This is a genomic window from Halomonas sp. DP5Y7-2 (assembly GCF_019802025.1).
GTDB lineage: Bacteria > Pseudomonadota > Gammaproteobacteria > Pseudomonadales > Halomonadaceae > Halomonas > Halomonas litopenaei_A.
Genome location: NZ_JAHVHY010000006.1, coordinates 395,229 through 408,690 on the forward strand (window position 1 = coordinate 395,229; position 13,462 = coordinate 408,690).

General features: G+C 62.3%; 10 protein-coding genes. 3 read left to right on the plus strand and 7 right to left on the minus strand.

Annotated elements, in window-relative coordinates; genetic code table 11:
* Positions 1 to 71: 71 nt before the first annotated feature.
* Positions 72 to 1,070: an NAD-dependent epimerase gene (locus KUW18_RS13875; RefSeq protein WP_222485310.1), complete on the plus strand. Its 999-nt coding sequence runs from the start codon at positions 72 to 74 to the stop codon at positions 1,068 to 1,070.
* A gap of 144 nt (positions 1,071 to 1,214) precedes the next feature.
* A complete protein-coding gene (locus KUW18_RS13880; protein ID WP_222561671.1) occupies positions 1,215 to 2,558 on the plus strand; it encodes a UDP-glucose dehydrogenase family protein in 1,344 nt (447 codons plus the stop codon).
* A gap of 165 nt (positions 2,559 to 2,723) precedes the next feature.
* On the opposite strand, the gene KUW18_RS13885 is transcribed toward KUW18_RS13880, so the two are convergent.
* The gene (locus tag KUW18_RS13885) at positions 2,724 to 3,527 is read right to left on the minus strand and encodes a lipopolysaccharide biosynthesis protein (protein ID WP_222561672.1); all 804 of its coding nucleotides are present in this window, start codon (positions 3,525 to 3,527) and stop codon (positions 2,724 to 2,726) included.
* Between the two features lie 309 nt (positions 3,528 to 3,836).
* Positions 3,837 to 5,759 carry a putative bifunctional diguanylate cyclase/phosphodiesterase gene (locus tag KUW18_RS13890; RefSeq protein ID WP_222561673.1) on the minus strand — a complete coding sequence of 641 codons (1,923 nt, stop codon included), beginning with the start codon at positions 5,757 to 5,759 and terminating at the stop codon, positions 3,837 to 3,839.
* Between the two features lie 333 nt (positions 5,760 to 6,092).
* Here KUW18_RS13890 and KUW18_RS13895 point away from each other — a divergent pair, with 333 nt between their 5' ends.
* Complete coding sequence (locus KUW18_RS13895; protein WP_261396680.1) at positions 6,093 to 6,923, plus strand: 2OG-Fe dioxygenase family protein; 831 nt, start codon at positions 6,093 to 6,095, stop codon at positions 6,921 to 6,923.
* Between the two features lie 186 nt (positions 6,924 to 7,109).
* On the opposite strand, the gene KUW18_RS13900 is transcribed toward KUW18_RS13895, so the two are convergent.
* The 5 genes from KUW18_RS13900 to KUW18_RS13920 form a co-directional block, all read right to left on the minus strand.
* Positions 7,110 to 8,228 carry a pyridoxal phosphate-dependent aminotransferase gene (locus KUW18_RS13900; RefSeq protein WP_222561674.1) on the minus strand — a complete coding sequence of 373 codons (1,119 nt, stop codon included), beginning with the start codon at positions 8,226 to 8,228 and terminating at the stop codon, positions 7,110 to 7,112.
* Between the two features lie 145 nt (positions 8,229 to 8,373).
* On the minus strand, positions 8,374 to 9,864 hold the full coding sequence (locus tag KUW18_RS13905) for an FAD-binding oxidoreductase (protein ID WP_222561675.1): 1,491 nt from the start codon (positions 9,862 to 9,864) through the stop codon (positions 8,374 to 8,376).
* Entirely contained in the window at positions 9,861 to 11,585 is a 1,725-nt protein-coding gene (locus KUW18_RS13910; protein WP_222561676.1) for an ABC transporter ATP-binding protein, read from the minus strand. The genes KUW18_RS13905 and KUW18_RS13910 overlap by 4 nt, the downstream gene beginning before the upstream one ends.
* Positions 11,586 to 11,588: 3 nt before the next feature.
* Positions 11,589 to 12,422: an ABC transporter permease gene (locus KUW18_RS13915; protein WP_206938050.1), complete on the minus strand. Its 834-nt coding sequence runs from the start codon at positions 12,420 to 12,422 to the stop codon at positions 11,589 to 11,591.
* Positions 12,419 to 13,399 carry an ABC transporter permease gene (locus tag KUW18_RS13920; protein WP_206938052.1) on the minus strand — a complete coding sequence of 327 codons (981 nt, stop codon included), beginning with the start codon at positions 13,397 to 13,399 and terminating at the stop codon, positions 12,419 to 12,421. The genes KUW18_RS13915 and KUW18_RS13920 overlap by 4 nt, the downstream gene beginning before the upstream one ends.
* Positions 13,400 to 13,462 lie beyond the last annotated feature (63 nt).

Consider the following 13,462-nt stretch of genomic DNA (forward strand, 5'->3'; position numbering starts at 1 on the left):
GCTCGACAGATGGCTGACCTCGTACCCCGTTACCGGGTTACAATGGCGCCGCACTTGGCAAGGACTCTGCGATGAAACTCTTGATTACCGGTATGGCGGGCTTCATAGGTCATGCCGTGGCGAAGCGGCTTAGTGGCGCTGGTCATAGTATTGTCGGTATCGACAACCTCAACGACTACTACGACGTTGCCCTGAAGCAGGCGAGGTTGGATGATCTGGCTTCATGCACTGACGTTGCCTTTCTCCCATTGGACTTGGCTGACCGCGCTGGCATCGCGACGCTGTTCGAACGCGAAGGTTTCGATCGCGTCATCCATTTGGCTGCCCAACCTGGGGTGCGGTATTCGATCGACAACCCCCACGCCTATGTCGATGCCAACCTGGTGGGGCACCTCAATATCCTGGAAGGATGCCGTCACAGCCGGGTAGAGCATCTAGTCTATGCCTCCTCCAGCTCGGTGTACGGCGCCAATGATAAGGTCCCCTTTGCGACTGACGACGATGTGGACCATCCCATCAGCCTGTATGCGGCCACCAAGAAGGCCAACGAGCTGATGTCCCACACCTATTCCCACCTGTATGACCTGCCGACCACTGGGCTGCGGTTCTTTACCGTTTACGGCCCCTGGGGGCGTCCCGACATGGCCCTGTTCAAGTTCACCCGGGCGGTGCTGAACGGCGAAGCCATGGAGGTCTACAACCACGGCCAGATGTCTCGTGACTTTACCTATATTGACGATATCGTTGAGGGGATTGTGCGTGTGCTGGAGGTGGTGCCGACGCCAAGAGGCAGCACCGAGGTCACTACGGACACCGCGTCTGCGCCCTACGCCCTTTACAATATCGGTCATGGTAGCCCGGTATCCCTAATGGACTTTGTGCGCGCCATCGAAAAGGCGACGGGCAAGCAGGCCATCTGTGATTACAAGGACATGCAGCCGGGCGACGTGCCCCGTACCTGGGCGGATACCGATGCCCTCTACCAGGCGACGGGCTATAAGCCCCAGGTGCAGGTAGAGGAGGGCGTTCGTCACTTTGTTGACTGGTATCGTCAGTTCTACGGTGTGTAGACCCAATTTTGTAGATTCGTCGTTGGCTTAGTAGCGAGCAATGCATCAGGTCAATAGACAGTCGTCCCCCCTTCATGGCGATGCCAATTGCAGAACGAGATTGCTATGCTTGGGCCACTGAAAAAAAGCAGCGAGTGATAGGGAATGAAGATCACCATTTTTGGCACCGGCTACGTGGGGCTCGTCACTGGCGCTTGCCTGGCAGACGTCGGTCACGACGTCGTGTGCATGGACGTGGACGAGAACAAGATCGCTCGCTTGGAAGGTGGTGAGATCCCCATTTTCGAGCCAGGCCTCGAGCCGATGGTCAAGGCCAACGTGGCGGCGGGCCGACTGGTCTTTACTACGGATGCCAAGACGGCAGTGGACCACGGCACCCTGCAATTTATCGCTGTCGGCACCCCGCCGGACGAAGACGGCAGTGCGGATCTTCAGTATGTGCTGGCGGTGGCCAAGACCATCGGTGAGCATATGCAGGATGACAAGGTGGTGGTGGACAAGTCCACCGTACCGGTCGGCACCGCCGACAAGGTCAAGGCCATGGTGCAGTCCCTGCTTGACGCCCGCGGCGTGGCGTTGAACGTGGACGTGTGTTCCAACCCCGAGTTTTTAAAGGAAGGCGCCGCCGTCGAGGACTTCTCCCACGGGGCGCGAATCGTGGTGGGTACGGATTCCGACAAGGTCAAGCAGCTGATGCGGGAATGTTACTCCCCGTATATCCGCCTGCAGGAAAAGCTGATGTTCATGGACGTGCGCGCGGCGGAGCTGACCAAGTACGCCGCCAACGCCATGTTGGCCACCAAGATCAGCTTTATGAATGAGATTGCCAATCTGGCGGAGCGCCTGGGGGCAGACGTGGAGCAGGTACGCCGCGGTATCGGCAGCGACCCGCGCATTGGCTACCACTTTATCTACCCCGGCTGTGGCTACGGCGGTTCCTGCTTCCCCAAGGATGTACAGGCTCTGGAGCGCACCGCCCGTGAGGTCAGCTACCAGGCCGAGCTGCTTGGCGCGGTCGAGGCGGTTAATAACCGCCAGAAGCAGACGCTATTTACCAAACTGGCCAATGCCTTTGATGGGGATCTAACGGGGCGCACCATCGCCGTGTGGGGGCTTTCCTTCAAGCCCAACACCGACGATATGCGTGATGCGCCTAGCCGCACCCTGATGGAGGCTCTTTGGCAAGCCGGTGCCAAGGTCCAGGCGTATGATCCTGAGGCCATGCGTGAAGCCCGCCGCATTTACGGCGAGCGTGAAGACCTGATGCTGGCGGGGGATCGTATCCAGGCAGTGAAAGGTGCCGACGCCCTGGTGATCTGCACCGAGTGGAAGGAGTTTCGCTCCGTCGACTTCAGCTGGTTGAAGGAACAACTGGCAATGCCCGTATTGATCGATGGCCGCAACCTTTACGACCCGGAGATCGTGCGCCAGGCTGGCTTGATGTACTTTGCAGTAGGACGCGGCGACTCGCTGGTTGAGGCCGGTTAAGGCTGGTCGAGGCATAGCAGCCCCCTGACCTTGCTCCCCGAAGAAGGCCAAGCCAAATAGAAAACCGCCCCGCAGGCTTGGCCTGCGGGGCGGTTTTGGGCGGTTTTCGTTGATGGTGCTGCCGGACTCTTAACTTATAAGAGAGCCTCTTGGCTTATTAGCCTCTTAGCCGCGCTGCTGGGAGGCCTTGCGCACAGTGCCGGCGAACTCGGCAATAAAGGCGGCCATCACGGCGAGCATGCCGCCCAGCACAATCGCCAGCGCCATGATCAGGGCCTTGCTGGTACCAACGGGTACCCGACTCTGAGCTGCGACTCGCTGCACATGGCCTTCTGCTAAGTAAGCGAGGTCTTGCTCGATGTCTACAATATTTGCAGTGTAGGTTGCGACTAGTTCCGCAGCGCTTTCTGATGTGGATTGTTTTGCTGCTTCCAGGCTTTCCTCTGCACTTTGCAGCTGTTGTTCGAGCGTGTTTTTCCGCTTGGCAAGCAATTGGTCTTGATCCTGCTTCACGGTGTCTAGCAGGGTTTGGTGATACTCCTTGACCAAGGCTGCGCTGTCCTCATCTGCTTCAGAGGAGATGGTGAGAAAAGCGACGTTGTCAGGTGCCTCTGCCTGCGTTTCGAAGGAGAATCTGGTCAGTCCCTTGGCTTCCAGAATGTCGGCAGCGATTGCATCGAAGTAGTAATTTTCAATCTTTGATACCACGCTCTTAGGTGCTTCCAGAACGCCTACCCCTGAACTGCCGCTCGGCTGGCGCTCGGCTACGTTGTAAATGGACACATAGCGATAGGTGTCGGTCTTGCTCAGGGCGAACGCCAGCGCTGCCAGCACGACGACCAGAAAGATCACCGCCATCATCTTCCAACGGCGAACCAGGATGAGCGCGATATCTACCAAGGATATCTCATCATCCGCAGGCGGCCTGGGGAAGTAGTGCTCTGGGGGCTGGGTGGGGGTGTTGGTCATTGCCGTGTGGTCCTTGCTGGTACATCGCTGTGAAAAGCGTGACGGATGGCGAAGTGTCATGCTTCCTACCTGGCTTTTGGATTGCTCGACCCATCAGGCGGAAGTCAGTAGCTGAGGATACAGAAGCCGCCGTCCGGCGCAAGCGCGTTGACGACCAAGTAAAGGTTTAACGCAGGTTTGAGGAGCAGGGGGAGAGCCGTACGCTACGAGCCAGATGGGAGCCATCCAGTATTAAGAGTCGGATCGTCTCACTCGTTCTCTCTCTCGTTCTCTAGCTTGTTCCAGAGCTACGCGACTGTTGTGCGGCGTTCAGTTATATTTCGCTCCCGTGCTCGTCCTTGTGTTTCCCTCTCTGCTGCCATGGGCCCCACTGCCTGTTTTGCCGCTTAGCCCCAATGGGCCTGCACGCAGCAGTCGTGCGATGCTGGCGGCATCGGTAGGGCGGTGGTAGTAGTAGCCTTGCAGCAGGTCGCAGCGCATTTCCTGTAGCAGGGCTTCCTGCTCGGCGGTCTCGACGCCTTCGGCGATGACCTCAAGGCCCAGGCGATGGCCAAGGAAAATACTGGCTTCCATGATGGCGCGGTCCTTGGGGTCCTGGGTGCACTCGGCCACGAAGGTGCGGTCGATCTTCAGCGCAGTGACGGGCAGGAACTTCAGGTAGCTCATGGAAGAGAAGCCTGTCCCGAAGTCATCGATGGCAATCTTGTAGCCCTGGTCATACAGGCAGCGCAGGCTGTCCAGCACGCTCTGGCCGGCCTCGATCAACACGTTCTCGGTCAGCTCGATGCCAATATCCTGGGGGCCGAGCCCGTAGCTCGCCACGCAACGAGAGCACTCCTCGAACATGCCCGGCATCATCGCGTGCCTGCCCGAGATATTGATGTCGACCCTGACCCGCCTTAGCCCTTGCTGGCGCCAGCGCTGTTGCTGCTGGCAGGCGTGATGCAGTACCCAGTCTTCCAGTCGCGTGATCAGCTCGCTGCGTTCGGCCACCGGGATGAACTCCCCGGGGGAGATGAACTCGCCTTCCGCGGTGGTCCAGCGCAGCAGCGCCTCCATGGAGTCGATGTAGCCGCTGCTGGCGGACACCTGAGGCTGATAGGCCAGGCTTAGCTCGCCCTCCCTGTCAGCCTTGCCATCCTGGTCCAGCAGGCGCTGCAGGCTCGCGGCGATCCTGTGCTGGCGCACCATGGCAGCGTGAGCCTCAGGGCTGAAGAAACGATAGGTATTGCGGCCTTCCTGCTTGGCCCTGGTCTTGGCCGCATCGGCGTTACCGACCAGTTCCTGTACCGCGCTGCCATTGTCGGGATAGAGGCTGAGCCCGACCGATGCATTGATGCGCAGCTCCCGGTTCTGGATGCGCATGGGCCTGGCGATGGTCTCAAGAAGCCGGTCGGCCACCTGGGTGGCGTCATTGGCTACGTCGACGCGTGGCATGGCCAGCACGAATTCATCGGTGCCAAAGCGTGCCAGCAGGTCATGGCTGCGGCGAAAGGACTTTAGCCGCCGGGCCGCTTCCTTGATGACCTTGTCCCCGTATTCGTAGCCGTGGGTGTCGTTGATCTCGTTGAAGCGATCCAGGTCGATAAACAGGATCAACAGGCTGTCGTCATGTAGCCGGCATTCTTCGAGCATACCCGCCAGGTCATGTTCGAAGGCGTGGCGGTTGGGCAGCCCCGTCAAACGGTCAAAGCGGGTCATGTAGTCCAGGTCGCGGCGGGCCTGGCGTTCGCCAGCCAGGTCGATGTCGATACAGAACATCAGCGGGTTGTCGCTGCTCTGGGCAAGCATCACGTGGTGGGAAAAGACCGGCACGGTGGCGCCGGAACGATGCTTCAGTTCCAGTTCTTCCGGGGGGATTTCGGTGCCGTGGCAGACCCACGCCTGATGAGCGTCGATAACCGCAGACACCATGGCATCGGGAATCAGCAGCTCTTCCAGCCGGCGGCCAAGGGCTTCCTGCTCGCTGTAGCCATACAGTGCCTGACTGGCGCTGTTCCAGTAGATGACCCGACGATCACGATCGTACCCCTGCACGGCCACCCGCGAGAGGCTCATCAGCAGCTCGCGGAAACGCCATTCACTGAGCGTCAGTGATGGAAGCGCCGGCGCCTCGCCCTCGCTCTGGCTCAGCCGCTGATCGCTAGTCTGCTTGCGACTGTCCTGCTCGGCGATGCTCTGCTTGGCGCGAGGATAGGGTGGAAGTCTGTCACCGATGTGCAATGGCGTCATACCCCTGTGCGATCAATCACGACGTAGTGGTGGAAGAGAGTGGACGAAGAGATTGCGTCGAACTGCACACGTTGTAATGGACATGCATATGTAGCAAGTGTCGTACAGAACGTCCCGAAGCGCGACCTAGGATGGTATCAGGAACATGAAAAGTGAGTTTTACCATGCCGGCGGCATGGGTGGCGATACCAGCAAAGCGGTAGGGTTTTAGTCTCCTGTTTTGCGTACAAACCGGCATTTGACCGGCCCCAAGGGCCTCCACATGATCCTCGTTGTTGCGTAAGCAACATCCATGAAATGCGCGTGAATGCGCATAAAAACGAGGAAAATGTCATGAAATCAATCAAAGAGATGAACGTCGGCCGCCATCTGGCACTGGTGGAAGACGCCGGTGCGCTACAGGAATGGTATGAGACGCCTGCTCCTGGCTATTGGGAGTCATCGGTCCACGAGGAAGTGGCGTCTCAGTCCTGGAGCAAGACGACGCTGGCGCGGATTGACCTAGCTGCGTGGCAAGACTTCGTGGCGGACCTACCCCGCGACCCCTACGTCAACCAGCGTTGGAAGCGGATGTCCTGGCTGCACCTGAACGATAGTGGTGAGGTCGAGACACTGGGTGAATGCCCGATGGCCCAGGGAGGTCGCTTCAATGATGCGGCCAGCATGGCCGATCGCCTGCGTTACTACGAGCCGCTGCTGCCGGCCTTTACCGAGCGTGAGGACGTGAAGGCCTTCGTCAAGGCGTGGGCAGAGCTGTGGGAGTTGCCGGCCAGGTCACCCATCCTGATGCAGATCACCGGGGTGAGAGGGGATGGCTGCGTCGACCCGCTGCAGGGGCAGGGAATCCACGCCGACGGCTGCAAGTACCTGAGTATCGTGGTGCTCAGCCGTGACAACGTCGAGGGCGCGGTCAACACCCTGTACCTGGACAAGGCCGGACAGCAGGAGGTGGGCCGTATCACCCTGGCCCCGGGTGAGATACTGCACTTGCGCGATGATCAGCTGTTCCACAGTGTGGACAGCATCCGCCAGTGTCGCGAGGACGCCCCGTTCGAGCGCTTCATCATTATCATCAACGCCTGCTTTGTGGACGAGTTCCAGAACCGCATGCTGCGCAGGCACTTTCCCGACGCCACCCTCAACGTGGCGGTACACGACAGCTAAGCGACCTGTTCGCCCAAGCCGATGCTGTTGGCTGAACTCACGCCATTATCTGAGCGTTAGCCGTTTGGCACCGGCGGGCGGCAACCACTCAAGGAGGTAGCCCCTGACGTCATCGCCGACGGGCCTGTGCCCGTCGGCGATGATGCTGTGGGTGATAGCCCTTTCTCAAAGCCTTTCAGCAGAGGCTCAGCGAGCTTGAATCGCCTGCTCGAGCCTGGCCAGGCGGCCTGGCTCCAGGGCGTCAGCCACTGCGGTAATGCGCAGCACGTGCCCCAGCGCCGGGTGCGCGGGTCGCGCGATCAGCTTGCCCTCATTCAACAGGTCGGCGTGAACCTGGCGCGCCGTGTCGGCGTCGGCCAGGCGTATTCCAATGAAGTTGGTGCCGCTTTCCAGTACGTCGGCCCCCAGTGCCTTGAAGTGCTCCGCAAGGCGGTGACGACGCTCCAGCACCGCCTGGATGTGCGCGTCGGTCTCGTCCTGATGGTCGAGCACCACCTCGGCGGCGGCCAGACTCAAGGTGGACACCGCATAGTGGATGCGCACCTTCATCAGCATCGCCAGGGTGTCAGGGTCGGCGATGGCGTAGCCGACCCGCAGGCCCGCCAGGCCGTGGGCCTTGGACAGCGTCCGACACCGAATCACCCCCGGCAGGGCGCGGGTAAAGGCGGGTTCTGCCGCATCATCCCGAAAGTCATGGTAGGCCTCGTCGAGCAGCAGCCAGCAGTCCTTGGGCAGCTCTGCTCGCAGCCGTTCAACTTCCGCCACGGGATGGACGTGGCCCGTGGGGTTGTCAGGGTTGGCCAGGTACACCAGGCGAGCCTGATGCTGGTGGGCGGCCTCTATCAGCGCATCGATGTCCGGTGCCAGGGCGTCGGCGGTTTTGTGATAGTCGACTTCCACCAGCCGGCACCCCTGTCCCTGGGCGAAGTAGCCAAAGGTGGGGTAGGTCCCGGCGGAGCTGACCACGGTGCTGCCGGCGGGCGCGGTGGCCCGCAGTACCAGCGCCAGTAGGCTGTCGCAGCCGGCATCTACCAGCAGGGTATCCAGCTCGAAGCCATGCAGGCGGCACAGGCGTTCACGCACGGCCAGGGCTTCCGCGTCGCCGTAGCAGTAAACGTGTTCGGCCATGGCATCGCCGAAGGCGTCACGCAGGGCGCGATGTGGCATGTCGAGCCCCTCGTTGGAGCCGAGGCGATGAGGGATCTCCTTGCCGATCCGGCGCTTCAGCACCCAGATACCAGGGAAGGGGTTGTCCGGTCCCGGGGTGTAGAGGTGGTCAGCGAAGGCGGGGGTGTCGGAGGCCATAACGTATCCTGTAGAGGTTCCTGTGGTCGGTGGCAGTAAGCTTTTGAAGCAAAGAGCTTTTGGGCAACAAACGTGGGTGCTTGAAAGCCGGAAATCCAAGAGCCGGGTATTTAGGAGCTGGGTAGCTAATGTATCAACCAGGTCGTCAATGATCCTGGGCGGCTGTCCATGGCACGACCTTGTGTCGGTTGAGCAGCCCCAACGGGTCGAGGCTGCGCTTTAACGTCGCCATCAGCGCCAGTTCTTCTGGGCTGCGCGAAATCGACAGCCAGTCGCGCTTCTCCAGGCCGATTCCGTGTTCGGCCGAGATCGAGCCCTGCCGGTCGGCCAGCGGGCGGTACAGGCACGCTTCCACCCCGTGGCGGGTCTCGGCATCGTTGCTGCCGACGCCCACGGACAGGTGCAGGTTGCCGTCGCCCAGGTGGCCGAACACCGCCAGGCGCGCCTGTGGCCAGCGTGCGGTCAGCGCCGACTCGACCTCATCCACGTAGTCCTGCATGGCGGCGATGGGCAGGCTGATGTCGAAGGCCATCAGCGGAGACAGCGCCTCCACCAGGCCTTCGATGTCGTCGCGGATCGCCCACAGCCGCTCCCGCTGGGTGTCGGACTGGGCGATCACCGCATCACTGGCCCAGCCCTGTTCGAAGGCGCTTTCCAGCGCGCTCTCGAACTGTGCCTGGTGGTGCGGCCCATCGCCGGACAGGGATTCCACCAGCGCGTAGTAGGGTGCGTCCAGCTCCAGCGGGGCGCTATGGCGGCCATTGGCGGTGATCAGCGTCAGATGATTGCGCCACATCGCCTCGAAGGCCGCCAAACCGCCGCCCAGTCGGTCTCGCAGGTGTGCCAGCAGGGCGGTCATGGAGGCGAAATCCGGACAGGCGATCAGTGCCGTGCGGGCATCCGACAGCGCCGGCTGCAGGCGAAGCACGGCGCGAGTGACGACGCCCAGGGTACCCTCGCTGCCGATAAACAGCTGCTTGAGATCGTAGCCCGCGTTGTTCTTGAGCATCGGGCTCATGGCGCTGATGACCTGACCATCGGCCAGCACGGCTTCAAGCCCCAGCACCTGCTGGCGCATCATGCCGTAGCGGATGACCCGGTTGCCTCCTGCATTGGTGGCGATGTTACCGCCAATGGTGCAGCTGCCGCGGGCTCCCAGGTCGAGGGGAAACTGCATACCGACCTCTCTGGCTGCCTCCTGCACCTGCTGCAGCGGTACGCCCGCCTGTACGGTGATGGTCCCGGCCAGTGGGTCCAGGTCCTCGATACGGGTCAGCCGTTCCAGCGACAGCACCAGCTCGTCCGGCTCTGCCTCGGCGCCGTGAACCAGGCCGGTCAGCCCACCGTGGGTGACGACGGGCTGGCGTACCTGGTGGCACAGCGTCAGTACTTCAGCCACCTCCTGCGGCGTGCCGGGCCGGACGACGGCAGCAGCCCGGCAGGCGGCGCCGCTCAACCAGTCCACCTGGCGGCGGGTCACGTCCTCGCCGGTCAGGACCTGGTTGTCGCCGAGCCGCTCTCTCAGGGTGGCGAGCAGTGCGTTTCTATCCTCGGCGGACGCGCCCACCGAGGAGGACGCAGAGGCCGAAGAAGAGGCTAAGGAAGAGCCGGAGAGAGGAGATGTCGCTTCCGTCATGATGAATAGGCCTCCTGCTGGCTGCCGCTACTTCCTTCGTTATGGCTGTCGCTCTTTTTTTCGCTCTCTCTTTCAAGATGACTGTCTTGACGGCTCCCGTGTTCGCTCTTGCGCCCAGGGATCGCTGCCAGCAGTTCCTTGGTGTAGTCCTCCTTGGGGGTCAGGAAGACCTCCGAGGCGGTGCCCTGTTCGACGATGCGGCCGTGCTGCATGACGATGATCCGGTCGCAGATTTGCGCCGCCACGCGCAGGTCGTGGGTAATGAACAGCAGCGACAGCGAGAAGCGCTGCTTGAGGTCCTCCAGCAGCTCGAGCACCTGAGCCTGGATGGACACGTCGAGGGCAGACACGGCCTCGTCGGCCACGATCAGCTCGGGATCCAGCGCCAGGGCCCTTGCGATACCGATGCGCTGGCGCTGGCCGCCGGAGAACTCGTGGGGGTAGCGGTCTGCGCTGCCGCCGAGCCCGACCAGTTCCAGCAGTTCGTCGGCCTTGCTCAGGGCATCGGCCTTGGGCACACCGTTGGCGATGGGCCCCTGGGCGATCGCCATGCCCACCCGAGTGCGCGGGTTGAGGGAGGCATAAGGGTCCTGAAACACCATCTGTATCCGGTGGCGCTGTTGGCGCAGGGCATCGCCGCTTAGCGCCGACAGGTCTTCGCCTCCAATCAGAATTTCACCGCTGTCAGGACGTTCCAGCCGGACGATGCAGCGTCCCAGCGTCGACTTGCCGGACCCGGATTCACCGACGATGCCGATGGTTTCGCCCCGGGACAGGGTAAAGCTGACGTCGTCTAGGGCGCGGACTTCCCGAGACGGCTTGAACAAGCCCCCGCGAGAGCGGAAGACCCGATTCAGCTGGCGCACCTCCAGCATGGGCGCCGGTGGCTGCGACTCGCGCCGGGGTGGGGCGGCGTCGGCAGGTATGGCCTCGATCAGCGCTCGGGTGTAGTCATGCTGCGGATGGTCGAGGACGTCGTCTCGGCGGCCCAGCTCGACGATGTGCCCCTGACGCATGACACAGACGCGATTGGCGATCTCGGCCACGACGCCAAAGTCATGGGTGATGAACATGACTGCCATGCCGCGTCGCTGCTGCAGCTCCGCGATCAGCGAGAGAATCTGTGCCTGGGTGGTCACATCCAGGGCCGTGGTGGGCTCGTCGGCGATCAGCAGCCGCGGCTCCAGTGCCAGCGCCATGGCGATCATCACGCGCTGGCGTTGGCCTCCGGACAGCTCGAAGGGGTAGGCGCGTATGGCGCGCTCCGGCTGGGGCAGGCCGACTTCCTTCAGCAGCTCCAGGGCTCGGGCCTGACGCTGCGCGGGTTTCAGCTCTCCGTGGGCCTCGAACACTTCGGCGATCTGGTCGCCGATCCGCATCAGCGGGTTGAGCGCGGTCATCGGCTCCTGAAAGATCATGCCGATCTGCTTGCCGCGCAGGGCCCTGTGACGCTTGTCGTCCAGGCTCAAGAGGTCGATGCCTTCGAACAGGATGCGCCCTGCGGTGGCACGCACGCCCTTGGGCAACAGCCCCATGATGGTATTGGCCGCCATGGACTTGCCCGAGCCGGATTCTCCCACCACGCAGAGGATTTCGCCGGGGCTGACGTCGTAGCTGAGGTTTTCGACCGCATAGTCGCGGTCGGCCCCTTGGGGCAGGGCAACGCTGAGGCCTTCGATGCGCAGAATAGGCGCCGTGCTGTGGTCGTTGTTGGTCGCCATGGTTCAGCGCTCCCGAGCCAGTTTGGGGTTGAGGGCGTCGTCCAGTCCCTCGCCCACCAGGTTGAGGGCGAGCACCGTGAGCAGGATCGCCAGGCCAGGGAAGAACGATAGCCACCAGGCCTGACGAATCACCGTGCGTGCGGCGCCGATCATGTAGCCCCAGGACATCACGTTGGGATCTCCGAGACCGAGGAAGGACAGCGACGACTCCAGCAGGATCGCGGTGGCGACCATCAGCGACGCCAGCACGATGATGGGCGACAGGGTGTTGGGCAGGATCTGCCGCAGCATGATCTGCAGGTTGCTCTGGCCGACCAGGCGCGCAGCCTCCACGTATTCGCGCTGGCGCAGGGACATGAATTCCGCACGCACCAGGCGCGCCACCGGTGGCCAGCTGACGATGGCAATGGCCAGCACGATGGAGGTCACGCTGGGCTGCATGATCGCCACCAGGACGATGGCCAGGGCGAAGTTGGGAATGGTCTGGAAGAACTCGGTGAAGCGCATCAGCGCATCGTCGACCCAGCCACCGTAGTAGCCGGCAATGGCGCCCAGGGGCACGCCGATGGCCAGGGCCACCGCGGTGGAGACCAGGCCGATCAACAGCGACACCCAGGCACCGTGCATCAGCCCGGCTGCAACGTTGCGTCCCATGGTATCGGTGCCGAGCCAGAAGCCTTCCTGGGCCATGGGCGGCAGAAACGGACGCTGGACCATGCGCCAGGGTGATTCCGGAAACAGTAGCGGGGCGAGTACCGCCATCAGGATGATCGCCCACAGGATCAGCAGGCCCACCAGGGCGCCTCGGTTCTGGGCAAAACGGGCAAAGAACGTCATGCGGCAGCCCCCTTGATACGTGGATCCGCCAGGCGATAGACGAGATCAGTAAGGATGTTGAACAGGATCACCAGGGCGGCAGAAAAGAAGAAGATGCCCAGCAGCAGGTTGTAGTCGCGTTGCATCAGTGCCTCGTACATCAGGCGGCCGATGCCGGGCCAGGCGAACACGGTCTCGGTGAGGATCGCGCCGCCTACCATCTGTCCGGCCTGTAGCCCGGCCAGGGTGATGATCGGCAGCAGTGCGTTACGCAGGATGTGACGACGCTGGATAACCCGCGGCGCCAGGCCCTTGGCCCGGGCGGTCTTGACGAAATCCTGCTGGGCGGCGTCGAGCATCGAGGCCCGGGTCATGCGGGTGTAGATGGCCATGAAGAACAGGCCCAGCGTGGTGGCTGGCAGGACCAGGTGCTTGGCTACATCGAGGGCGTAGGCCAGCCCCTCCAGATTGGCACCTACGGTGAACATGCCGTAGGCGGGCAGCCAGTCCAGGTACACCGAGAACAGCACCACCGCCATCAGCGCTACCCAGAACAGCGGTGTGGCGTAGAACAGCAGCGCCAGGGCCATGATCAAGGAGCCCGAGGCCTTCTTGACCCGCATGGCGGCCATGGAGCCGGCCAGGATACCCAGGCCCAGCGATAGCACAAAGGCGGTGCCGGTCAGCAGCAGGGTGGCTGGCAGGCGATCCATAATCAGGTCCAGTACCGGCATCTGCTGGCGATAGGAGTAACCGAAGTCCAGGGTCAGGATGCCGGACACGTAGTGCCACAGCTGAACGTACATGGGCTGGTCCAGGCCGAAGCGCTCGCGTAGCTGGGCGATGAAGGCCTCGTCCGCGGCGCCGGCTTCACCCGCGAGGATGGCGGCGGGGTCGCCGGGGGCGAGCTGGATCAGCACGAAGTTGAACACGACGATCATCAGCAGCACGACGGCTGCCTTGATCAGGCGCGACACAATAAGTCGGGCGTAAAGCATGATGGGTTCTCGCGCAGTCATTCGGGGCCGCGGGCGACCCCGTCATCTGGTCGGGAATCTGGC